The organism is Lysobacter sp. (genome assembly GCF_035655815.1).
Classification (GTDB): domain Bacteria; phylum Pseudomonadota; class Gammaproteobacteria; order Xanthomonadales; family Xanthomonadaceae; genus Lysobacter_J.
The window spans coordinates 83,962-104,841 of sequence record NZ_DASRTS010000035.1 but is presented as its reverse complement, the minus strand read 5'-3'; the positions used below and the strand labels follow the sequence as shown (position 1 = coordinate 104,841).

21 protein-coding genes are annotated in these 20,880 nt (G+C 68.5%); 7 read left to right on the top strand and 14 right to left on the bottom strand.

The genetic code is table 11. The features are described 5' to 3' along the window. Positions 1–9: 9 nt before the first annotated feature. The 4 genes from VFE83_RS09845 to VFE83_RS09830 all read right to left on the bottom strand — a co-directional run bounded on the left by VFE83_RS09845 (position 10) and on the right by VFE83_RS09830 (position 3,750). Entirely contained in the window at positions 10–1,320 is a 1,311-nt protein-coding gene (locus VFE83_RS09845; RefSeq protein WP_324905570.1) for an ABC transporter permease, read from the bottom strand. Between the two features lie 9 nt (positions 1,321–1,329). Further along, positions 1,330–2,061, bottom strand: a complete 732-nt coding sequence (locus VFE83_RS09840; protein ID WP_324905568.1) for an ABC transporter ATP-binding protein — start codon at positions 2,059–2,061, stop codon at positions 1,330–1,332. A 166-nt stretch (positions 2,062–2,227) separates the two neighbouring features. Continuing rightward, positions 2,228–2,464 carry a hypothetical protein gene (locus VFE83_RS09835; RefSeq protein ID WP_324905566.1) on the bottom strand — a complete coding sequence of 79 codons (237 nt, stop codon included), beginning with the start codon at positions 2,462–2,464 and terminating at the stop codon, positions 2,228–2,230. A gap of 2 nt (positions 2,465–2,466) precedes the next feature. Beyond that, entirely contained in the window at positions 2,467–3,750 is a 1,284-nt protein-coding gene (locus tag VFE83_RS09830; RefSeq protein ID WP_324905564.1) for an efflux RND transporter periplasmic adaptor subunit, read from the bottom strand. Between the two features lie 187 nt (positions 3,751–3,937). Between VFE83_RS09830 and glmS the strand changes: the two genes are divergently transcribed. Both glmS and VFE83_RS09820 read left to right on the top strand, forming a co-directional pair. Further along, positions 3,938–5,770, top strand: coding sequence for a glutamine--fructose-6-phosphate transaminase (isomerizing) (gene glmS, locus VFE83_RS09825; RefSeq protein ID WP_324905562.1), 1,833 nt, complete (start codon positions 3,938–3,940; stop codon positions 5,768–5,770). Positions 5,771–6,099: 329 nt separating this feature from the next. Next, on the top strand, positions 6,100–6,546 hold the full coding sequence (locus VFE83_RS09820; RefSeq protein ID WP_324905560.1) for a hypothetical protein: 447 nt from the start codon (positions 6,100–6,102) through the stop codon (positions 6,544–6,546). Between the two features lie 105 nt (positions 6,547–6,651). On the opposite strand, the gene VFE83_RS09815 is transcribed toward VFE83_RS09820, so the two are convergent. From VFE83_RS09815 to VFE83_RS09790, 6 genes are all read right to left on the bottom strand, one after another. Continuing rightward, the gene (locus VFE83_RS09815; protein WP_324905558.1) at positions 6,652–7,065 is read right to left on the bottom strand and encodes a DUF3037 domain-containing protein; all 414 of its coding nucleotides are present in this window, start codon (positions 7,063–7,065) and stop codon (positions 6,652–6,654) included. Next, on the bottom strand, positions 7,052–7,819 hold the full coding sequence (locus VFE83_RS09810) for a HipA family kinase (RefSeq protein ID WP_324905620.1): 768 nt from the start codon (positions 7,817–7,819) through the stop codon (positions 7,052–7,054). The genes VFE83_RS09815 and VFE83_RS09810 overlap by 14 nt, the downstream gene beginning before the upstream one ends. 78 nt (positions 7,820–7,897) lie before the next feature. Then, entirely contained in the window at positions 7,898–8,089 is a 192-nt protein-coding gene (locus VFE83_RS09805; RefSeq protein WP_324905556.1) for a hypothetical protein, read from the bottom strand. An 82-nt stretch (positions 8,090–8,171) separates the two neighbouring features. Further along, positions 8,172–9,446 (bottom strand): MFS transporter, encoded by a 1,275-nt coding sequence (locus tag VFE83_RS09800; protein ID WP_324905554.1) that lies wholly within the window; start codon positions 9,444–9,446, stop codon positions 8,172–8,174. A 220-nt stretch (positions 9,447–9,666) separates the two neighbouring features. Continuing rightward, the gene (locus VFE83_RS09795; protein ID WP_324905552.1) at positions 9,667–10,755 is read right to left on the bottom strand and encodes an HlyD family secretion protein; all 1,089 of its coding nucleotides are present in this window, start codon (positions 10,753–10,755) and stop codon (positions 9,667–9,669) included. Next, positions 10,752–12,401: an MFS transporter gene (locus tag VFE83_RS09790; protein WP_324905550.1), complete on the bottom strand. Its 1,650-nt coding sequence runs from the start codon at positions 12,399–12,401 to the stop codon at positions 10,752–10,754. Before VFE83_RS09790 ends, VFE83_RS09795 begins: the two co-directional genes overlap by 4 nt. Before the next feature lie 90 nt (positions 12,402–12,491). Between VFE83_RS09790 and ubiE the strand changes: the two genes are divergently transcribed. Then, positions 12,492–13,277, top strand: coding sequence for a bifunctional demethylmenaquinone methyltransferase/2-methoxy-6-polyprenyl-1,4-benzoquinol methylase UbiE (gene ubiE / locus VFE83_RS09785; RefSeq protein WP_324905548.1), 786 nt, complete (start codon positions 12,492–12,494; stop codon positions 13,275–13,277). Positions 13,278–13,287: 10 nt separating this feature from the next. Here ubiE and VFE83_RS09780 read toward each other — a convergent pair whose 3' ends face one another. The 4 genes from VFE83_RS09780 to treA form a co-directional block, all read right to left on the bottom strand. Further along, positions 13,288–13,749, bottom strand: a complete 462-nt coding sequence (locus tag VFE83_RS09780) for a bacteriohemerythrin (RefSeq protein ID WP_324905546.1) — start codon at positions 13,747–13,749, stop codon at positions 13,288–13,290. A gap of 106 nt (positions 13,750–13,855) precedes the next feature. Beyond that, complete coding sequence (locus tag VFE83_RS09775; RefSeq protein ID WP_324905544.1) at positions 13,856–14,188, bottom strand: multidrug efflux SMR transporter; 333 nt, start codon at positions 14,186–14,188, stop codon at positions 13,856–13,858. A 2-nt stretch (positions 14,189–14,190) separates the two neighbouring features. Then, complete coding sequence (locus tag VFE83_RS09770) at positions 14,191–14,931, bottom strand: 3-oxoacyl-ACP reductase family protein (RefSeq protein ID WP_324905542.1); 741 nt, start codon at positions 14,929–14,931, stop codon at positions 14,191–14,193. A 104-nt stretch (positions 14,932–15,035) separates the two neighbouring features. Next, positions 15,036–16,727 (bottom strand): alpha,alpha-trehalase TreA, encoded by a 1,692-nt coding sequence (treA, locus tag VFE83_RS09765; RefSeq protein WP_324905540.1) that lies wholly within the window; start codon positions 16,725–16,727, stop codon positions 15,036–15,038. A 113-nt stretch (positions 16,728–16,840) separates the two neighbouring features. Between treA and VFE83_RS09760 the strand changes: the two genes are divergently transcribed. From VFE83_RS09760 to VFE83_RS09745, 4 genes are all read left to right on the top strand, one after another. Further along, a complete protein-coding gene (locus VFE83_RS09760) occupies positions 16,841–18,778 on the top strand; it encodes a M1 family metallopeptidase (protein ID WP_324905538.1) in 1,938 nt (645 codons plus the stop codon). Positions 18,779–18,866: 88 nt separating this feature from the next. After that, positions 18,867–19,835, top strand: a complete 969-nt coding sequence (locus tag VFE83_RS09755) for an alpha/beta hydrolase (protein ID WP_324905536.1) — start codon at positions 18,867–18,869, stop codon at positions 19,833–19,835. After that, positions 19,832–20,557 carry a hypothetical protein gene (locus VFE83_RS09750; protein WP_324905534.1) on the top strand — a complete coding sequence of 242 codons (726 nt, stop codon included), beginning with the start codon at positions 19,832–19,834 and terminating at the stop codon, positions 20,555–20,557. Before VFE83_RS09755 ends, VFE83_RS09750 begins: the two co-directional genes overlap by 4 nt. Positions 20,558–20,575: 18 nt before the next feature. Continuing rightward, a complete protein-coding gene (locus VFE83_RS09745) occupies positions 20,576–20,815 on the top strand; it encodes a hypothetical protein (protein ID WP_324905531.1) in 240 nt (79 codons plus the stop codon). Positions 20,816–20,880: the final 65 nt, after the last annotated feature.

The following is a 20,880-nucleotide window of genomic DNA, read 5'->3' as shown; positions in this document are numbered from 1 at the left end:
GCGGTCGCGTCACTGGCTCTTGAGCTGGATGGCCGGCGTCACCTGCATGGCGCGCCACGCGGGCAGCAGCCCGGCGAGCACGCTGGCGACGATGGCGAGCACGAAGGTGGTCAGCAGCATCGGCAGATCCATGTGCGCCAGCTCGGCGTAGCCGGCCGGCTGCTGGCGCACCGCCCACAGGCCCAGCCACGCCAGCGCGAGGCCCGCGATGCCGCCGACCAGGCCGATCATTCCCGCCTCGACCAGGAACTGCGCGAAGATCTCGCGACGCGAAGCACCCAGGGCGCGACGCACGCCGATCTCGGACGAGCGCCGCAGGAACTTCGCCAGCAGCAGGCCGACCGTGTTGAGCAGGCACACCAGCAGGAAGCCCAGCGCGAGCCACATCTGCAGGCGCACGTCGCCGGGCACCGCGTTCTGCTCGTCCAGCCATTCCATCACGCTGTGCAGGCGCACGTTGGTCGGACGCTCGTAGCGGCCGGCGGCACGCTGCTGGTCGGAGTAGTTCATCAGGTACTGCTTGTACGCGGCGACCTTGTCGGCGCTGTCCAGCTGCACCCAGTACTGCAGCCAGGTGCACGGAGCGTTGAGCGCGCGCGAGCCTTGCTCGTCGTTGCCCGAGTCGCCCCAGCAATTGATGTTGCCCGAGGTGCCCAGGTTCAGCACCAGCGACGTCTGGAACGGCACGAACACCTGCTCCACTTCGGTGAAGCGGTCGTTGGTGAGGTCGTAGAACTTCGGCACCGGCCGCCAGTCGTCCAGCACGCCGACGATGCGGAACGAGGTCTTGTCGGCGACCAGCGTACGGCCGACGCTGTCGGCGCCGCCGAACAGCTTGTCGTTGAGCGCCTTGGAGATCACCGCCACGTTGGCGCGCGCCTCGTCCTCGCCGGCGGTCCAGCCGTTGCCGTAGCGGAACGGCACGTCGAACATGCGGAAGAAGTCCGCCGAGGTGTAGCGCGCTTCGGCATGGAAGGGCGGCGTCTTGCCGTCCTGCGGCTGCACCGCCATGTTGCCGCCGCTCATCACCGCCTGCAGGTCGCCGCGCTTGTCGCGCAGCAGGGCCTCGGCGTCGAAGCGGCTCATCTGCTCTTCGGGTTCGTCGCCGGGCGTGAAGCCATCCATGCCGCGCGGTTCCAGGCGCGGGTAGAACAGCTGGCCGCTCTTGTGCGGGATGGGATCGCCCGCCAGCACGTAGAAGACGGTGAGCGTGGTCATGCTGGCGCCGATGCCCAGCGCGATGGCCATCACCATCAGCAGGGTCAGCACCTTGTTGCGCCTGAAGCTGCGCAGGGCCAGATCGAGGTAGTAGGCGAACATGCGCAGTCCTCAGGCGATGGGGTTGGACTCTGCGGCTTCGGCAAGCTTGCGCGCGCGCATCAGGCTCGACTCCACCGAAAGATCGGTCGCCATGCCGTCGACGATATGCACGTTGCGCTGCGCGCGTGCGGCCAGTTCGGGATCGTGGGTCACCATCACGATCGTCGTGCCCTGCGCGTTGATCTCCTCCAGCAGCTCCATCACGCCGCGCGCCATCTGCGAGTCGAGGTTGCCGGTGGGCTCGTCGGCGAGCAGCAGGCGCGGGCTGCCGGCCAGCGCGCGTGCGATCGCCGCGCGCTGCTGCTGGCCGCCCGACAGTTCGGTGGGGTAGTGCTTCATGCGCGAACCCAGGCCGACCTTGGCCAGCGCGTCCTCGATGCGCTGGCGGCGCTCGGACGCGGACATGCCGCGGTAGCGCAGCGGCACGTCGACGTTGTCGAACAGGTTGAGGTCGGGGATCAGGTTGAAGCTCTGGAAGATGAAACCGATCTTGCGGTTGCGCAGGCGCGAGCGCGCGTCGTCGGACAGGTTCCTCACGTCCTCGCCGTCGAGCTGGTAGGTGCCACTGGTGAACGTCTCCAGCAGGCCGGCGATGTTGAGGAAGGTGGTCTTGCCCGAACCGGACGGACCGGTGACGGCGACGAACTCGCCTTCGCGCACGTGCAGGTCCAGCGAACGCAACGCGTGGGTTTCGACGAGTTCGGTCCGGTAGACCTTGGAGACGGTTTGCATCAGCAGCATGGCGGGTTCCTTGGATGGCGTGGTCGGTGCAGGTCTTGTCGGGCTCGTCATTCCCGCGAAGGCGGGAATCCACGGACCGTTGCCCCGGAGAGAGAGAGCAGGAGCAACGTCCATGGATTCCCGCCTTGGCGGGAGCACGAGGTACGGCGTGGCACGGCTGCCGCCATCAGCGCACGCGGAACGACGGCAGCTGGCGGGCGGTGGCGTATGCGCGACGCGGCCACGGCGCGCGCGACTTCGCTTCGGCGGTATTGGCCGCTTCCGTGGCGCCGGCGTCGAAGCCGACCAGCTCGTGCAGACGCAGTGGGACGGCGTCGGCGAGGTCCTGCGCGGACCACTGCAGGTCGAACGGGAACACGCTGTTGAGAAACACGCCGTTTAGAAACACACGATCGGTACTCATGATCATTCTCCCGAGATTCGGATGCGTTCGGCGTCGCCGAACAGGTCGGAGCCGGAGACCACGACGCGGTCGCCGGGTTGCAGGCCGCCGAGCACTTCGACGGCACTGAGGCTGCTGGCACCGGTGCGGATCGGACGCTTCACCGCGACGTTGCCGTCCATGACATAGGCACTGTGGCCGCCGCCCTGTTCGAGGAACGGGCCGCGGTCGACCATCAGCACGTTGCGGCGCGTGTCCAGCACGATGCGCGCGGACAGGCGCTGGTTCTGGCGCAGGCCGGGCGGCTGCTTGTCAGTGAAGCGCAGCCGGCTGGTGACCTCGCCGTTGACCACTTCCGGCGAGACGGCCGCGACCTGCGCCGCGTACGGCTGCCCGGTGCCGCTGGTGATCTGCGCCGGCATGCCGATGCCCAGGTCGCGCGCGAAGCTTTCCGGCACCTTGATCTCGACCTCGAACTCGGTGAGGTCCACCACGCTCAGCACCGCGCCGTTGGCGGCGACGCTGGCGCGCTGCGCCACCTGCACCTGGCCCACCTGGCCGTCGAACGGTGCGCGCAGCGTCAGCGCATCCACCTGGCGGCGCATCTCGTCGACCAGCGCGGCCTGACGCTGCGCCAGCAGCGTCTTGTTGCGCGCGTCCAGGCGCGCGCCACGGCCCTGCAGGTCGGCGTCGCGGCGGGCGTGCTCCAGGCCGATATCGGTCTTCTTCAGCTCGTCCTGCGCCTTGGCCAGTTCGATCTGCGACACCGCGCCGCCGTCGAAACCGCGCTGCTGGCGTTCCAGGTCGCGCAGCGCAGCGGTGCGGTCGATTTCTGCCTGGTTGAGCGTCTTCAGCGCGTTCGAGCTGGACAGCTGTGCGTCGAGTTCGGCGCGGCTGGCTTCGGCTTGCAGGCCGGCGAGGGTGGATTCCTCCTGCACCAGCTTGCTGCGCAGCTCCGGGCTGTCGATCTCGGCCAGCACCTGGCCCTTCTTCACCGCGTCGCCAGCGACGACCTTCAGCGTGACCGTGCCGCTGGCGATGGCGTACAGCACCGGGTTGTTGGCGGCGATGACGCGGCCGTCGGCGGCGATGTCGCGGACCAGATCGCCGCGCTTGACCTCGGCGATGCGCACCCGGGAGCTGTCGAGCGAACGTGCGCCGGCGCTCCACCCCGAGGCCAGCCAGCCCACCGCGACCACCACCGCCAGGCCCGCACCGCCCGCGATCAGCCAGCGCCGGTGCCGGCGCAGCGGGGTGGGGGAGGAGGCGACCGGGCGGTCCTGGCCGGAGGTGTCGCGGATGCTCATGTGCGGCGGGCTCGTAGGGTTCTGCTTCAGGTGAAGCACAAGGCGTGCCAACACTTATGTGCATGTTTTAGAAGGATTTTCAGGTGTCCGCAGTGTCCGTCCGGACGCTTGCGACGTCCGCGCGGACGACCGGTCGCTCACCGCCATCCCGTTAAACTGGGCGCCTTGCCGACAGGAGTGACACTGCATGTGCGGAATCGTTGGAGCGATCGCCAATCGCGACGTGGTACCGGTGCTGATCGAAGGCCTCAAGCGCCTGGAGTACCGCGGTTACGACTCCGCGGGCATCGCGGTGCTGGACGGTGACGACATCCGCCGCGTGCGCCGCACCGGCCGCGTTTCCGAGATGGAGAACGCCGCCCAGGCCGAGCACTTCAACGCCGCGCTGGGCATCGGCCACACGCGCTGGGCCACGCACGGCGGCGTGACAGAGGCCAATGCCCACCCGCACGTGAGCTTCGGCGAGCTGGCCGTGGTGCACAACGGCATCATCGAGAACCACGACGAGCAGCGCGAGCACCTCAAGGCGCTCGGCTACAGCTTCGAATCGCAGACCGACACCGAAGTCATCGCGCACCTGATCCACCACCACCAGTCGCAGGGCGCCGATCTGCTCGCTGCCGTGCAGCAGGCCGTGCGCGAACTGGTCGGCGCATACGCCATCGCGGTGGTCAGCAAGCGCGAGCCCGGCCGCCTCATCGCCGCACGCATGGGCTGCCCGCTGCTGGTCGGCCTGGGCGAAGGCGAGAACTTCGTCGCCAGCGACGTGTCGGCGATCGTGCAGGCCACGCGCCAGGTGATCTTCCTGGAAGAAGGCGACACCGCCGAAGTCACCCGCGAAGGCGTGCGTGTGTTCGATGCCGGCGGTGCGCTGGCGCAGCGCGACGTGCACATGTCGGACGTGTCGCTGGCCTCGCTGGAGCTGGGCCCGTACCGCCACTTCATGCAGAAGGAAATCCACGAGCAGCCGCGCGCGATCGCCGACACCATCGAGGCCGTGATGGATCGCAACGCCTTCTCGCCGGCAGTATTCGGTGCGGATGCCGAGGACGTGCTGCGCGAGGTGGAAGGCGTGCAGATCCTGGCCTGCGGTACCAGTTACTACGCCGGCCTCACCGCGCGTTACTGGATCGAGGCGATCACCGGCCTGCCGTGCGCGGTGGAGATCGCCAGCGAATACCGCTACCGCAAGGCGGTGGCCAACCCGAAGCACCTCATCGTCACGATCAGCCAGTCGGGCGAGACGCTCGACACGATGGAAGCGCTGAAGTACGCCAAGTCGCTGGGCCACGACAAGACGCTGTCCATCTGCAACGTGCCCGAGAGCGCGATCCCGCGCGCCAGCCGCCTGGTCTATTACACGCGCGCCGGCGCCGAGATCGGCGTGGCCTCCACCAAGGCCTTCACCACGCAGCTGGTCGCTCTGTTCACGCTGTCGGCGACGCTGGCCAAGCTGCACGGCCGCCTGTCGGTGGAGAAGGAGTCCGAGTACCTCGACGCGCTGCGTTGCCTGCCCGGCAGCGTGCAGCACGCGCTGAACCTGGAGCCGCAGATCACCGCATGGGCCGAGCGCTTCGCGCCGAAGCAGCACGCGCTGTTCCTCGGCCGCGGCGTGCACTATCCGATCGCGCTGGAAGGCGCGCTCAAGCTCAAGGAAATCTCCTACATCCACGCCGAGGCGTATCCGGCGGGCGAGCTCAAGCACGGCCCGCTCGCGCTGGTCGATGCGGCGATGCCGGTGGTGGTGATCGCGCCGAACGACAGCCTGCTGGAGAAGGTGAAGTCCAACATGCAGGAAGTCCGCGCGCGCGGCGGGGAGCTGTTCGTGTTCACCGACGAGGACAGCCAGTTCGGCCCGTCCGAAGGCGTGCACGTGATCCGCGCCCCGCGCCACGTCGGCGTGCTCTCTCCGGTGGTGCACGCGATCCCGGTGCAGCTGCTGGCCTATCACGCCGCACTCGCCCGCGGCACCGACGTCGACAAGCCGCGCAACCTGGCCAAGTCGGTGACGGTGGAGTAAGCGCCCGAGAGGCGCGGTCGCCGATGTACAGGAGTTGGTGCAGCCGCGTCACGGTTGTGGCAGCTCGATGCGGCAGGGCAGCGCCAGGCAGCCGCTTCTGTTGCAGGCCCGGCTGGCCCGGTTTTCCGAGCCGCTGCGCACCTGCGCCAAACCGTTACTTTCTGACCCATGCCGGGCACCGGGCTCGCACACGCGAGCCCGGTTGGTCGAAATGTGTGCCGCGGACAAGGCGTTGTTGCTTGCCGAGGCGGGAAGCGGAGCGGTCGTTGCTATGCAACTGCCTGACAGCTACGACAGAATCGGCTGCGGTTCGATCAGGGAAGATTGGTATGAGTCACTCGAAGATTGCTGGCCTGACGCTCGCCGCGCTGCTCGCCGGTTGCGCCACCAGTCCCGCGCCATTGGCCGACGCGGCTTGGATCGACCCGGGGCAAGCCGTGTTGCGCGCCGCAGCCGCGCCGCACGAGGGCGTCAGGGGAGTGTTCGCCATGACCGTCAAGGCGACGGGGCGCACCGACAAGGTCCACCTGAATTCGGAAATCGACTACCGGGACCCGCGCAATCTCTCCGTGGCTGTCCTGCAGGAAGCAGCCGCGCAGCTTGAACAGCAGTTGGGTGCTCCGCCGGAGATCGCGCTCAAGGGCAAACGGATACTCGTTACCGGCACTGCGCGGCGTACCCGCATCGACTTCATGGTCGGAAACAGGCCCAGCGGGAAGTACTACTACCAGACGCACGTTCGCGTAAGCCGGGCGTCGCAGATACAGGTTTTGTAAGCACGTAGGGGGCAACGGCGTCGCCCCCCGAACGTGCCGTGTGGTGCTTTCGTTGACGTGCCACTGCTCATGCGCAGTGAGGGCCTTGACCGACGCAGGCGACGGTCACTCCCGCGGCACGCGCACCATCCGGTCCATCAGGTGCTCCACCGCATCGGTCACGTGTGTGCAGCGGCCCAGGTGGATCGGCGAGGTCTGGATGATCGAGCTGCGCTTGGCGGTGAGCCAGTGGAAGCGCGCGCGCTGCGGCAGCAGGCCGATGGGGCCGCTGCCGGGGCCGCCCGCGCAGATCGCCTCGATGGCGGACAGATGCCGGCGCACCGTGTCCAGGTCGATGGAGGGATCGAGTGCGCGCAGCCGCGCTTCGTCGATCTCGATGCGGGCCTCGAGGAACTTCGCCGCGGGGCAGGAGAGGATCACGCCGACGTTGACGAACTCCTCGCGCTCCACGCGCGGTACCACGCGGATAACCGCGTAGTCGTAGGTGTCGCGGCTGCGGGTCGGTTCAGGCGCGTGCACAGACGGCCTCCTCGACGAAGCGCTGGCGATGCGCCAGCCGTTGCATGAAGTGCTCGACGTACGCGGCGCGATGCGCGCCGGGGTCCTGCGGCGTGTCGATGCCGACGAGCCATGCTTCCGGCACCTGCGCGAGGATCGCCTCGAACGTGTCGCGCGACAGGCGTGATACCAGGCGCGCATCCGCGCCGGCGATGTCGTCGGCCTGCGGCAGCAGCACGTGTTCGCGGATCATCGGGAAGGCACTGTCGGCGTGGCTGGGCGTGCCGTCCCAGCCGTGGTGGAAATACAGCGCCGCGCCGTGATCGATCAGCCACGGCTTGCGATGCCAGACCAGCAGGTTCGGATTGCGGAAGCTGCGGTCGACGTTGCTGACGAAGGCGTCGAACCAGACGATCTCGGACGCGAGCGCCGCGGGCACCTGTTCGGCGACGGGATCGAAGTTGATCGCGCCGGGCAGGTAATCCAGCGCGAGGTTGAGCCCGTCGCTGGCGCGGATCAGTTCCTGGATCTCGGGATCGGGCTCGGTGCGGGCGAGTTCGGCTTCCAGCTCGACGAAGACCAGCTCCGGAATCGGCAGGCCGAGCGCGCGCGCGATCTCGCCGGCCACCAGTTCGGCGACGAGCGCCTTCGGGCCCTGGCCGGCGCCGCGGAACTTGAGTACGTAAAGCCCGTCGTCATCGGCTTCGATGACGGCGGGCAGTGAGCCGCCTTCGCGCAGCGGCGTGACGTAGCGAGTGGCTTGGACGGTGCGCAGGGCCATGGATCGCGGCGAGTGAGAGCCGCGACAGGTTACCTGCATCGCCCCGCGAATGCGTGCGTATCGCTGCGCGGCTCAGCGACGATCGGCCTTGCGCGCGGGTTCCGCGCCGGGAGCACCGGGCGTGGCGTCGCGCTGGCGGCCTCCGCTGAAGCCTTTCCAGTCCTTCTCGCCCTTCTTGGTATTGCGGTCGCCGGAGCTGTGCTCGTACTCGCGCTGCGATTTGCCGGCGGAAGCCGGATCGGTCTCGACGTGGCGTCGGGCCATGGCGTTGCCCCTCTGCATGGACGTGCGTCCAAGCCTGCACAAGCGATTGCGAACATCGCGTGTGCATTGCGTGCAGATGCCGCTACCAGGTGTCCTCGAGCATGCGCGGGCGGCTCGCCAGCCAGCCGCCGTACAGCAGCGCCAGCAGGCACAGCGCGAGGAACGCGAACGGCAACGCCCAGCCGTGCGCCACGTCGTGCAGCCAGCCGAACAGCAGCGGGCCCAAGCAGCTCAGGCTGTAGCCCACGCCCTGCACGAAGCCCGACAGACGCGACGAACCCCCCGGCGTCCGGGTGCGCAGGTTGATCAGCGTGAGCGACAGCGGGAACGTGCTGGGCCCCAGGCCGAGCAGCGCGACCCACAGCAGCGGCGCGGCCATCGGCGCGGTCAGCAGGCCGGCGAAGGCGGCCAGGTACGCGACTCCACAGGCAACGACGATCGGGAACGGATTGGCGATGCGCACCGCCAGCGCCGGCAGCGCGATCGCACTGAGCAGGCCCATCGTCGAGAACAGCGCGACCATGCTGCCGCCCAGCGCCGGACTGCCACCGGCCTCGACCAGCAGCTTCGGCAGCCACGTGAACATCGAGTAGGTCGTCAGCGAGGTCATGCCGAACATCAGCGTCAGGCCCCACGCCACCGGCGAACGCCACACGCGGCCGTTGGCGCGCGGTGCGTCGAGTTCGGGCGCGGCGTCGTCGGCCGTTACCGCGCGGTCGTGTGCGCGCGCCAGCAGCTTGGCCTCGCGCGACTGGCCGAAGCGCTCCATCCACAGCACGCCGATCCACGGCAACGCCGCAGCGGCGGCGACCAGCGACCACGCACCCAGCGACACGCGCCAGCCGGCGGCCTGCGCGATCGGCACGGCGAGCAGCGCCGGCAGGATGGTGCCCAGCTGCAGCACGGTGATGTAGAGCGTGCTGACCGTGCCGACGCGGTCGCCGAAATAGCGCTTCACCAGCGGTGGCAGCACCACGTTGCCCATGCCCATGCCCGACAGCGCCACCGCCGAGGTCAGCAGCAGCATCGACGTGTCGCCGACGAAGGCGCGCGCCAGTAGGCCGAGCGCGGCCAGCGCCATCGACAGCAGCGCGGTGCGTTCCAGGCCGAGCCGGTGCGCGATGGCCGGCGTGATCACGCCGAACAGCGCGAACGCCGCCGTCGGCACCATGCCGAGCACACCGGTCATGGTGGATCCGAAGCCGAACGTCTGGCCCAGGCTGTCGAGCAGCGGCGTCAGCGACGTTACGGCCGTGCGCAGGTTAAACGCCGACATCGCGATGCCGATGAGCACCAGCGCGCGGTCGCGCCACAGGGGGCGCGCGATCGGGATGGCTGCGGTGCTGTTGGCGTTCATCGGGAAATCCGGAGCGGCCCGCGCATGGCGGGCGAAGAAGGTCGGGGGACGAGTGCCGCGACGGAGTCGTCATGCAGCAGGCAAGGTGCACAGTGTGCGGGAGTGCCGGCAACGGGGCCACCCGCGATCCGGCAACACTGGGTTCCACGCGATGTGCAATGCGGCTGCGCGCGCCTTCACGCCGGGCTCATCGCGCGCGTTCTTTGCCGGACGTGGCGCTTCAGTCGCGCGCGCCGGAGGTGTCGATGCTCACCACCACCGACATGCCAGGACGCAGCCGTGCCGCGAGCGGCTGCCGGTCGTCGATGGACACCTTCACCGGAATGCGCTGGGCGATCTTCACGAAGTTGCCGGTGGCGTTGTCCGCGGGCAGCACGCTGAACTCCGAGCCCGTTGCCGGCGAGATCTCCTCGACGCGGCCATGCAGGCGTGCGCCGCCCAGCGCATCGACGGTGAACGACACCGGCTGGCCGATGCGTACGCGGGCCATCTGCGTTTCCTTCATGTTGGCGATCACCCACATGCGGTCGGGCACCAGCGCCATCAGTTGCGTACCGGGATTGACGAACGCACCCACGCGAACTGCGACCTGGCCGAGCTGGCCATCGCGCGGCGCGTGGATCTTCGTGTTCTCCAGGTCGATCTGCGCCAGGCGGATCGCGGCCTGCGCGTTGGCCACCGCCGCTTCGAGCGCGCCCACGTTCACCGCCACGCTCTGCACGTTCTGCCGCGCGATCTCGGCGCCGGCCTGCGCCTGCGCGACGCCGGCCTGCGCCTGCGTCCGCGCGGCGATAGCCTGGTCGCGGTCCGCCTGCGAGAGCAGTTGTTGCGCGACCAGCGGTTCGATGCGTCGCAGGTCGGCGGCGGTCTTCTGCGCCTGCGCCTGCGCATCGCGGATCGAGGCTTCGCCCTGCAGCACCTGCGCCTGCGCGCTGCGCCGCTGCTGCGCGGCGTTGTCGAGCGCCGCCTGCTGGCTCTGCAGCTGCGCCTGCGCCTGCTGAAGGCGCTGGCGATAGATGCGGTCGTCGATCTGCACCAGCAGCTGGCCGCGGCGCACACGCTGGAAATCCTGCACCGGCACCGCGGTGATGTAGCCGGCCAGCTGCGGCGCGATGATCGTCACCTGCCCGCGCACGGTGGCGTTCTCGGTGCTCTGGATGTCGCTGCGGAACGGCGGCAGTCGCCATGCGTACAGCACCACCACCACGCCGATCAGGGCCACCATCGCAAAGGCGGCCATCTGCCAGCGCCGGCGGCGCTGGCGGGCTTGCGAAGCTGCGGGCGTGGCGTCGGGGGCGGGATTGTTCATGAGGCGGGCGAAGGCGTGGGGGCGGTCGCGGCGGCGGCCAGCCGGTCGCGCCTCGCCAGTTGCAGGCGATGCACCAGCATCCACGCCATGGTCAGCAGCGCGATGGCGGCGATCGCCAGGAAGACATCGTTGTAGGCCAGCACGTTGGCTTCGCGTGAAGCCGCCGCGCCCAGTGCGCGCACGCCCTGAGCGTTGCGCAGCGCGGGGTCGGCGATGGCCTGCGAGTACGCCGAGGCGCCGGCCTGCACGCGGGCGGCCACCAGCGGATCCTGCAGCGTCAGGTGCTCCACCAGCTGGCTGGAGTGGTATTTCTCGCGCACGGTCTGGAACGTGCCCAGCGCGGCGGTGCCGATCAGCCCGCCCAGGTTCTGCGCCATGCCGAACAGCACCACGAAGGTGATCAGGTTGCGCGGCTGTCCGATCACGCGGCCCATGCCGGCGACCATCGCCGGACCAAGGAAGTAGACGCTGCCGAAACCGATCAGGAACTGGCTGACGTACATGTCGGCCGGTCGCGTCAGGTTGGTCGAGCGGCTGTCGAGCAGCGCGCCGATGGCGATGCAGCCCAGCGCGATGGTCGAAGGGATGATCATGCGGTTGGGCCGGATGGTCAGCGCGCTGGCGACAATGCCGAGCGCACCGCCCACGAACACCGCTGCGAACATCCCGTGCATCTGGTCGTTGGTGAACCCCAGCGCCTGCATGAAGCCCACCGCGCCCGTGCTCTGCTCCGACAGCGCGATGCGGATCAGCAGGATCGCCACGGCCAGCCGCACCATGGTGCCGCTGGCCAGCCAGCGCGTGTTGATCAGGGGGTTCTCGCGGAAGTGTTCCACCGCCATTGCCGCGGTCAGCAGCACGATCGCGCCGGCCAGCGCCCAGCCGATCCATTCGGCCTCCAGCCACCATTCGATGCGGCCCAGCGACAGCACCGCGCACAGCAGCGCCATGCCCGGCGCGAACAGCGCGAAGGTGAGGAAGTCGCGCTTTTCGAACACCTTCATGCGGTCGCTCGGCGGCAGGCGCAGCATCAGCACGCCGCCCAGCGCGACCAGCGCCAGGCCGAGTTCGAACAGGTAAAGCCCGCGCCACTCGCCGAATTCCAGCAGCTCGGCCGAGAAGATGCGCGCCAGCGGCAGGGCCAGCTGCGCCACGCCGATGCCGACCACCAGCCCGCGCAGCCGGTGCGCCGCGGGGAAGGCCTGCATCATGTAGTACAGGCCCAGCGTGCTCATCGCCGCGGCGGCGATGCCGTGCGCCGCGCGCACCGCAATGGCCGAGTTCAAGTCGTTCACGAACAGGTGCGCGAAGGTCACCAGCGCGTACAGCAGCAGGAAGGCCTCGGTGAACAGGCGCAGGCCGAACTGCTGGCGGAACTTCACCAGGATCAGGTTCGCCGAGACGTTGGTCATCACGTAGGCCGCCGGCAGCCACGCGATCTCGGCCGACGTGGCGCCGATGGCACCCTGCAGGTTCAGCAGGTTGGCGGTGACCAGGGCGTTGCCGAGGCCGCCAGTGATGGCGACGATGAAGCCCACGACGGCGAAGGCCGCGCGGCGTGCCGGCGAGTGCAGCGGGGTCGAGGGCGATCCCGGCAGCGTGGGCCGCTCGTGCGGCTGCCATTCGCGCGGCGCGTAACGGCTCATCGGCGCGGTGTTCCTCCTTCGGCGCGGGCTCCGGCGCACGACCCGCGTCCGGCGGCGGTGAATTGTCGCATGGGGTGCGATAATCGCCGCATGAACGAATCCAGCCCGAAGCAGGACGCCAGTTCCGGCAATGCGCCCGGTACCACCCATTTCGGTTTCCGCGACGTGCCCGTCGGCGAGAAGCAGAAGCTGGTCGGCCAGGTCTTCTCGTCGGTCGCGCGCAACTACGACCTGATGAACGACCTGATGTCGCTGGGCATCCACCGCGTGTGGAAGCGCTATTTCGTCGGCACCTGCCAGGTAAAGCGCGGCGATCGCGTGCTCGACCTCGCCGGCGGCACCGGCGACATCGCGCTGCTGCTGCGCGACCGCGTCGGCCAGGCCGGCAGCATCGTGCTGGGCGACATCAACGGCGCGATGCTGCGCGTCGGCCGCGACCGCATGACCGATGCCGGCAAGGTCGCCGGCTTCGAGTACGTGCAGCTCAACGCCGAGAAGCTGCCGTTTCCGGATGCCAGCTTCGACCTGGTCACGATCGCCTTCGGCCTGCGCAACGTCACCGACAAGGACGCCGCGCTGCGCGAGATGTTCCGCGTGCTGAAGGTAGGCGGACAGGCGCGCGTGCTGGAGTTCTCGGAAGTGAAGTCCGACTGGTTCAAGCCGATCTACGACTTCCATTCGTTCCAGGTGCTGCCGCGACTGGGCCGGCTGTTCGCCAACGACGCCGACAGCTACCAGTACCTGGCCGAGAGCATCCGCAAGCATCCGCCGCAGGACGAGCTGAAGGGGATGATGCAGGCCGCGGGGTTCTCGCGCTGCGAGTACCGCAACCTCTCCGGCGGGATCGTCGCCATCCACACCGGCTACAAGGTCTAAAGGCACGCCCTCAGCGGAAGAACCGCCTGAGCGAGCGGCGCAACCAGCCGTCCTCGGCGTTGTCCTGCGCGAGCGCGTTCATGCGCTGCTTCACCGCACCGACGTAGTGCGCATCGTCGGTGCGGATGTGGTTGAACAGCCAGCGCGACAGCAGGCTGCGCAATTCGTTTGCAACGTCCTCGCCGGCGGCGGCCCGCGCGCGGTATTCCTGCACGCGCTTGGCGAAGATGTCGTGGATGCGCTTGTGGGCGCGGGCGAACGCGTAGCCCGCGTCCTCCATCAGCGTTTCCTCGAAGGCGAAGTGCGAAAGCGTGTAGTCGGTCAGTTCGTCGATCACGCCCATCACGGCCGCGGCATCGCCAACCGACTGGACGTGGTGCAGCTCGTTGATCATCGCCAAGATGCGCCGGTGCTGCGTGTCGATGACGTCGATGCCGGTGTCCAGCGACTCCTGCCAGGTGATGAGGGCCATCGGCGCGCTCCTGTACGTGCGTGGGGCGCGCAGCATTGGGAACGCCCGGCGGCGCTCCCTTGATGGACCTCAATTCACCGCTGGGATTCTTTCGTGTTGCGGGCCGTCACTCGATGAGCTTCAGACCCACAACGCCGGCCACGATCAGCGCCACGCAACCCAGCCGTGCCGCGCTGGCGGAATCGCCGAGCGCCACGATGCCGGCGAGCGCGACACCGGCGGCACCGATGCCCACCCACACCGCGTAGGCGGTGCCCACCGGCAGCCAACGCAACGCGATGGCCAGCATCACGAAGCTGGTCACCGCCGCCACGATGCCGACCACGCTGGGCGCTAGGCGGCTGAAGCCTTCGCTCTGCTTCAGTGCGATGGCCCACACCACCTCCAGCAGGCCGGCGCCGACCAGCAGGATCCAGGCAAGGACGGTCGCGCGCTGCATGGTCAGGCCGAGAAGCCGCCGTCGACGGAGATCACCGCGCCGGTGATGAAGTCGCCTGCCGGCCCGGCCAGGTGCGCCACCATCGCGGCGATGTCCTCGCTGCGGCCGTAGCGGCGCAGCGGCAGGCCCTGGCGCTGCGCATCGGCGCCCTCGCCGTCGGCGGGGTTCATGTCGGTGTCGATGGGGCCGGGCTGGACGACGTTGGAGGTGATGCCGCGCGGGCCCAGATCCTGCGCCAATCCCTTGGCGAGGCCGATCACTGCGGCCTTGCTGGCCGAGTACAGCGCCATGTTCGGGCCGCCCACGCGCTCGCCCAGGCAACTGCCGATGGTGATGATGCGGCCACCGCTCGCGAGATGCCGGGATGCGGCCTGCGCCGCTACGAACGGCGCCTGCACGTTGATCGCCATCATCGCGGTGTATTCCTCGCGCGAGACCTGTTCGAACGGCTTGTACGAGAACACGCCGGCGTTGTTCACCAGGATGTCGAGCCGACCGAGCTCGGCCACCGTGCGCTCCACCGCAGCCGTTACCGCATCCGCATCGGCGCTGTCGGCGTGGATCGCGATGGCGCGCCGGCCCAGCGCCTGTACCGACTGCACCACGGCCTGCGCCTTGTCCGGGGAACTGGCGTAGGTGATCGCAACGTCGGCGCCGTCCCGCGCCAGCCGCAATGCCGTCGCCGCACCGATGCCGCGGCTGCCACCGGTGACTAGGGCCACCCTGCCTTTCAGATCGCTCATGTCGCATGTCCATGGATGAGGAAGGACGACAGGCTAGGAAGGCCGCACGCGCTCTTCAGCGGGGTCTGGCGGGAAGGATCGTTGCGCCGCCTGCGCGACGGAAATCACCGTTGCGAGGATGCAGCTGACTCCGCGGCGGCCTTCGCTTCACGCTGCGCGGTTGTCTGGGCAGGCCGCGGATATTTCGACAGCAGCGCACGCACCACGCCGTTGGTCCAGCCGAAGCCGTCCTGCAACGCGTACTCGCCGCCGCCACCGAGTCCCTGGTCTCCATCGGCGTCGTACTTCTCCACCAGGCGCCGCTCGCGCTGGAACACGTCTTCCACGCGGCGCAGGAATCCGTCGGCGATGTCGCGCGCCAGTGCGTGTTCGCCATAGCGTTCCAGACCTTCGACGCCGACCCACTGCAAGGGCGCCCAGGCGTTGGGTGCGTCCCACTGCTCGCCGGTGCGCAGCGTGGTCGTGGCCAGTCCGCCCGGACGGAGCAGTCGCGTGCGCACCGTCACCGCCGTGAGATGCGCGCGCTGCGGCGACGCGATGCCGGTGTACAGCGGATACAGCGCCGCGGCGGTGACCGGCGTGCGCAACGTGCGGCGTTGCCAGTCGTAGTCGGTGTAATAGCCGGCGGCATTCCACAGGTGCCGTTCGATCGCGGCCTGGCGACGCGATGCGCGTGCGTCGAACTCCCGCACGCAGGCGGCATCGGCGGCCTTGTGGCATGCCTTCGCGATGGTCCTTTCCAGGTGATGCATCAGCGAGTTGAGGTCGACCGGGACCACCGCGCTGGTGCGGATGGTGCCAAGCGTGCGTGGATCGTCGAGCCATCGGCTGGAATAGTCCCATCCGCTTTCGGCGCCCGCGCGCAGGTCGCGATACACCTCGGCGGCCGCGCGCTGTGGCACGCTTGCGGCGGTTTTCACGTCGTGCAGCCAGGCTTCCGGTCGCGGCGTGTCGCGGTCGTCCCAGTAACGATTGAGTACGCTTCCGTCGGCCAGCCGCACGACGCGGCGCGTCGCCTGCCCGGGTTCCAGCGATTGCTCGCCCTGCATCCACCACGCATGTTCGCGCCGCAGTTGCGGCAGGTAGCGCACGAGGATGGCGTCGCCTTCGACGCGCGCCTCCAGTTCGACCATGTGCGAGAAGAACGGCGGCTGCGAGCGGCTGAGGTAATAGCTGCGCGTGCCGTTGGGAATGTGGCCGTACGCGTCGATGAGGAACGCGAAGTTGGCGAGCATCTGTCGCGAGCGTTCGTGCTCGCCGCTTTCGACCAGGCCGAGCATGGTGAAGTACGAGTCCCAGTAGTACATCTCGCGAAAGCGCCCGCCGGGCACGACGTAGGGCTGCGGCAGCGTCAGCAGGCTATCACCGGGTCGAGGCGGCGGATTGCGTCGCGTCAGTGCCGGCCACAGGCGGTCGATGTGTTCCTGCACGTTGCGTCCGGGTTCGACGTGCGTGGTCTGCGCCGGTGCGGGAAGCGCGAACTCGCGCGCGACGAACGTCTGCAGGTCGAAACCCGGCGCATCGCGCTGCGCCAGATAGTCGGCGCGGATACGCGCGGGATCACGCAGCGGGCGCGCGTCGGCGAAGGTCTTCTGGTCCGCAAACAGCGGCCGCCTTTGCACGGCGTCGAACAGCTCGGGGTAGGCGAGGTCGGGCGTGACCGGTGCGGCGGCGGACGGTGCCTGCTCGCGGCCATGTGGCGCGACACAGGCGGCCAGCGTGGTCGCCAGCACGAAGGGGAGGGCCGCCGCGGCCCAGCGGTTGCCGGAATCTCCCAGGGCGGAATGCGGGCTCATGGGGCCGCAAGGTAGAGGCCCGGAGATGGGCGGAATGTGAGCTTCCGCCATTCGAGCCGCCGGCGCGGAGGCGCTAAACTCGGCCGCTCACCCTTGTCCTGCGTGGATTCCGCATGCGTTATTCGATCCTCTCCCTGTGCCTTGCCGCCGCTCTCGCCGCCGGTTGCTCGCGCGATGCCGCGCCGCCCGCCGACACCGCCAGCAAGGAGGCCGCCGCCGTGACCGCCGACCAGAAGACCGTCGCCGAAGTGGACGAGTACTCGTACTCCGAGCCGGACAAGGTCCGCATCGAGGATCTCGCGCTGGAACTGAAGGTCGACTTCGACCAGAAGCAGCTGGCCGGCAGCGCCACCTACACGCTCAACTGGCTGGATGCGAAGGCCACGCAGCTGGTCCTGGACACGCGCGACATCACCGTCGAGAAGGTCGTCGGCGAGCGCAGCGACGGCAAGTGGGAAGACCTGGAGTTCGCGCTGGCCGACAAGGACAAGGTGCTGGGCAGCAAGCTCACCATCCAGACGCCGCAGCGCAATCCGCGCATCCGCGTGACCTACCGCACCTCGCCGGACGCATCGGGCCTGCAGTGGCTGACGCCGGAAATGACCCAGGGCAAGAAGTCGCCCTTCATGTTCAGCCAGTCGCAGCAGATCCACGCGCGTTCGTGGGTGCCGCTGCAGGACACGCCGCGCGTGCGCTTCACCTACACCGCGCACGTGACCTCACCGCAGGACACGATGGTGCTGATGAGCGCCGACAACGACCCGAAGGCGGCGCGCGACGGCGACTACACCTTCAAGATGCCGCAGAAGATCCCGTCGTACCTGCTGGCGATCGCCGCGGGCGACCTCACCTTCCAGCCGATCAGCGCACGCGCCGGCGTTTGGGCAGAGCCGGGGATGGTGAGCAAGGCCGCCACCGAGTTCGCCGACACCGAGAAGATGATGGCCACCGCCGAGCGCCTGTACGGCCCGTACCGCTGGGAGCGCTACGACATCCTCGTGCTGCCGCCCTCGTTCCCGTACGGCGGCATGGAAAATCCGCGCCTGACCTTTGCCACGCCCACCGTGATCGTCGGCGACAAGTCGCTGGTGTCGCTGGTCGCGCATGAACTCGCGCATAGCTGGTCGGGCAACCTGGTGACGTTCTCCACGCCGAAGGACGGCTGGCTCAACGAAGGCTTCACCAGCTACGTCGAGAACCGCATCGTCGAGGACCTGTACGGCAAGGAAGCGGCCGACATGGAGAAGGTGATCTCGCGCAACGAACTGGCCGCCGAGTACAAGGAAATCGACCCGAAGCTGCAGGTGCTGGCGCTACGTCCGGGCACGCTGTCCGATCCCGATGGCGCCAGCAGCTCCACCGTGTACACCAAGGGCGCGTGGTTCCTGCAGTTCCTGGAGGAGCGTTTCGGCCGCGAGGCGTTCGATCCGTTCCTGAAGGAGTACTTCAACCACTTCGCGTTCCAGTCGATCCCGACCACCAAGTTCATCGAGTACGCCAAGGCGAACCTGCTGGACAAGTATCCGGGCAAGGTCACCGAGGCCGAACTGGACGAGTGGATCTACCAGCCGGGCGTGCCGGCCAGTGCGCCGAAGACCGTGTCGCCGCGCTTCGACGCGGTGGACGCCGCGCGCAAGGCCTGGCTCGACACCGGCACGCTGCCTGCATCGGACGCCACCGCGAAGTGGAGCACGCAGGAATGGGTGCACTTCATCGACGGCATGCCGCAGACGCTCAAGCCCGAACAGCTGGCCGCGCTGGATGGCGCGTTCCACTTCACCGGCACGCCCAACGGCGAGATCGCGCAGCGCTGGTATCCGCTGGCGGTGCGCAGCGCATACACGCAGGCCAACCAGGCTGCGGCGGAGTTCATCACCCGCGTCGGCCGCCGCAAGTTGATCATGCCGACCTACAGCGAACTGGTTAAGACGCCCGAAGGCCTGAAGCTGGCGGAAGAAACCTTCGCCAAGGCGCGTCCGGGCTATCACCCGATCACCACCGCCTCGGTCGAAGAGACCATCGCCAAGGCGAAGCAGCCGTCGAAGCAGTAAGGCAAGGGTTCCCAACCCAACCCTCCCCTGCAAGCAGGGGAGGGGCAAGGCGCGGCAGTCCTTCGGCATCAGGCGAGATGAGGTGACCGTGGCAAGCCACCGCAAACTCCGCATCGTCTCCGTCGCGCTCATTGCGCTCCTGCTCATCGCCGCCGCGCTGCTGTGGCGCAACCCGTACGCCCTCATCAGCGGCGACTTCACCCGCCAGCGCATCGCCGCGGGTTTGTCCAAGGCGCACGTGCAGGTGGGCGACCACCGCTGGGTGTACGCCTACAGCGACGACGCGCCCGAAGGCGCGCCTGTCGTCGTGATGCTGCACGGCTTCACCGGCAGCAAGGAGAACTGGTATCCGGTCGCCAGGCGCCTGCAGGGACGCTATCGCCTGATCATTCCCGACCTGCCGGGCTGGGGTGAGAGCGGGCGCATCGAGGGCGCCGATTACGGATTTTACGCGCAGAGCGATCGCGTCGCCGACTTCATCGATGCGGTGGCGGGCGAGGGCGTCGTGCTGCTGGGGCATTCAATGGGTGGCGGCATCGCGGCGTTGACGGCCGCTCGCCATCCGAAGCAGGTGACGCGCGTCGGCCTGCTGGACGCCGCCGGCGTGCGCTTCAACGACAACCGCTTCGGCGAGGACGTGCTGGCCGGGCGCAACCCGTTCGCGGTGAGCGACGAGGCATCCCTGCAACGCTATCTGGACACGGTGTTCGAGGACGACGCGACCAAACCCGTGATTCCGTGGCCGGTGGACGGCATCTACATCGAGCGGCGTAGGCGCGATGCGGCATTCGAGCAACGCGTGCTCGACCGCATCGGCCGTGGCGAAGAGCGCTTCCTGCCCGGCGAGGCCGCCGCCGACATCCGTCAGCCGGCGATGTTGCTATGGTGCCGGCAGGACGCGGTGATCGACCTCAGTGCGCTGGCCATCTATGGCGAGCGCATGCCGCAGGCGCAGCGCGTGCTGCTCGACGGCTGCGGCCACATGTCGCTGGTGGAGCAACCCGATGCGGTCGCGCAGGCCGTGATCATGCTGATCGAACGAGGAAGGGGACGATGAAACACTCCGCATTGCAGGTTCCGGTGCTCGTGCTTGCAGGCGTGCTCGCGGCATGCCAGCCGGCGCAGGACCCCAAGGCCGAAGCCGCGGCGCAGGCCGCCGCGCAGGAGCAGGCCGCCGAGGAAATGGCGAAGGCCTTCGAGGCGGAGTACGGCAGGCAGAACTGGGAACTCGCGCGCGCGCACGGCGACGTGCTGATGTCGAAATATCCGTCCAGCGCCGCCGCGGCGCGCATCGAAGAGCGCTACAACGAAGTGAAGGGCCGCGCCACGCAGGCGCGTGAACAACGCCGGCTGAGCGTGCTGTGGACCTACCAGACGCAGCCGGTGAAAGGCGGCGAGCAACTGTCCGCGTCGATCTACGCCAAGGACCATGTCGACACGGACGGCAGCGGCGCGCGCCCGGTGCAGCTGATCTTCCGCGATCACCCCGACTGGGGCCGCAGCAGCTACCTGGTGCTGGAGAAGGGTGATTTCGACTGCTACGGCGGTTGCAAGGTGAGCCTGAAGGTCGACGACGCCGAGCCGAAGCCGGTGGACGCGAGCCGGCCAAAGACCGACGAGGCCATCGCGATGTTCATCGAAGACGAGAAGATGCTGTGGCGCACCGTGAAGGGCGCGAAAGTCATCGCGATCGAGTTTCCGGTGAAGGCCGGCGGTACGCGTACGGCAGTGTTCGAAGTGGGAGGACTGGACGCGAACAAGCTGCCGAAGTGGAACTGAGCGGGTGGGACGTCCGGCGTGAACATCGCCTACGTCATCGTCGTGATCACCACGGTGCTGGTGATCGCATTGCACGCAGGGCTGTACTGGAAGATCCGCGGCTGGATGGACCGCGACCTCGCACTGCGCCTGGCAGGCGAAGACGAGGCGCGGCGCGCGTACATGCTGGAGCGCCTGGCCGAAGCGCGACGGCTTCGGGTACGTCGGCGCGATCTGCCGCAATGGCTTGAGCGGATGGCGGAGGAGTTCGATCAGTAAAGGATCGTGCCGCTTGCTGATACGCAGAACCTGAAGGCGTCCGAGGCAGAAGCGAATCCTCCCCG